Annotated in this window: 2 protein-coding genes; both read right to left on the bottom strand. The window is 62.6% G+C overall.

Going from position 1 to position 846, the window contains the following annotated elements; all coding sequences use genetic code 11:
- Positions 1 to 150: 150 nt before the first annotated feature.
- Positions 151 to 522, bottom strand: coding sequence for a DUF4870 domain-containing protein (locus tag ABB33_RS17920; protein WP_054666692.1), 372 nt, complete (start codon positions 520 to 522; stop codon positions 151 to 153).
- Positions 523 to 618: 96 nt separating this feature from the next.
- The coding region (locus ABB33_RS17915; protein ID WP_248842468.1) for a metallopeptidase TldD-related protein at positions 619 to 846 on the bottom strand (228 nt) is incomplete at its 5' end.

Raw genomic sequence — 846 nt, 5'->3', positions numbered from 1 at the left:
CGCGCTGTCGGCACTGGCCGAACTGGCGATCCGGCGCTCGCATTGATGCCCCGCCGGGCACGCATCGCGCACGGCCGCCACACACCACGCGACGAAAACGAAAAGGCCCGGGAATCCCGGGCCTTTTCGCTGCTGCATGCTGCCGCCGGATTACTTGATCAGGCGCAGGGTGAACGGATAGCGGTAGGCTTCGCCCTTGTTCGCGGCGAGCGCTGCGAGCACGGTCAGCACCAGCCACGCGATACCCACGACGATCAGCAGCAGGAAGCCGATCAGCACCAGCGTCAGGATGCCCGAGATGAACGCTGCGATGAACACGGTGATGTTGAAATTCAGTGCTTCCTTGCCCTGGTCGGCCACGAACGGCATCGTGTCCTTCTTGACCAGCCACACGATCAGCGGCCCCAGCAGGTTGCCCAGGGGGATGATGATCCCGGCCAGTGAGGCCAGGTGCGCAAACATGCCCCATTGCTTTTCTTCGGCATTCACGCCGTTGGCCGCGGTGTTCTCGTAATCGCTCATGGTGTTTCCCTTTACCTTTGGTCTATGGAATGTATGGGGTGCTGTCATCCGCGGTCCCCCGGATCGCCCCGCAACGGCGGCAACCGAACAATCAGGTCACTCGTCGCCCGCGACCGTCATTCTCCCGACAAGGATCGATCCTGTCGAGATATGTGAACGCGGGTCGACGTCACTGCCTACCGCCTCGATGCTGGCAAACATCTGTTTCAGATTGCCTGCGATGGTGATGCCATCCACCGGCCAGGCGATCTGCCCGTTCTCCACCCAGAAACCACTGGCGCCGCGCGAGTAGTCGCCGGTCACGCCGTTGACCCCCTGGCCCAC

Source organism: Stenotrophomonas acidaminiphila, assembly GCF_001431595.1.
In the GTDB taxonomy this organism is placed as follows: domain Bacteria; phylum Pseudomonadota; class Gammaproteobacteria; order Xanthomonadales; family Xanthomonadaceae; genus Stenotrophomonas; species Stenotrophomonas acidaminiphila.
This window is presented reverse-complemented; position numbering and strand designations above follow the sequence as displayed.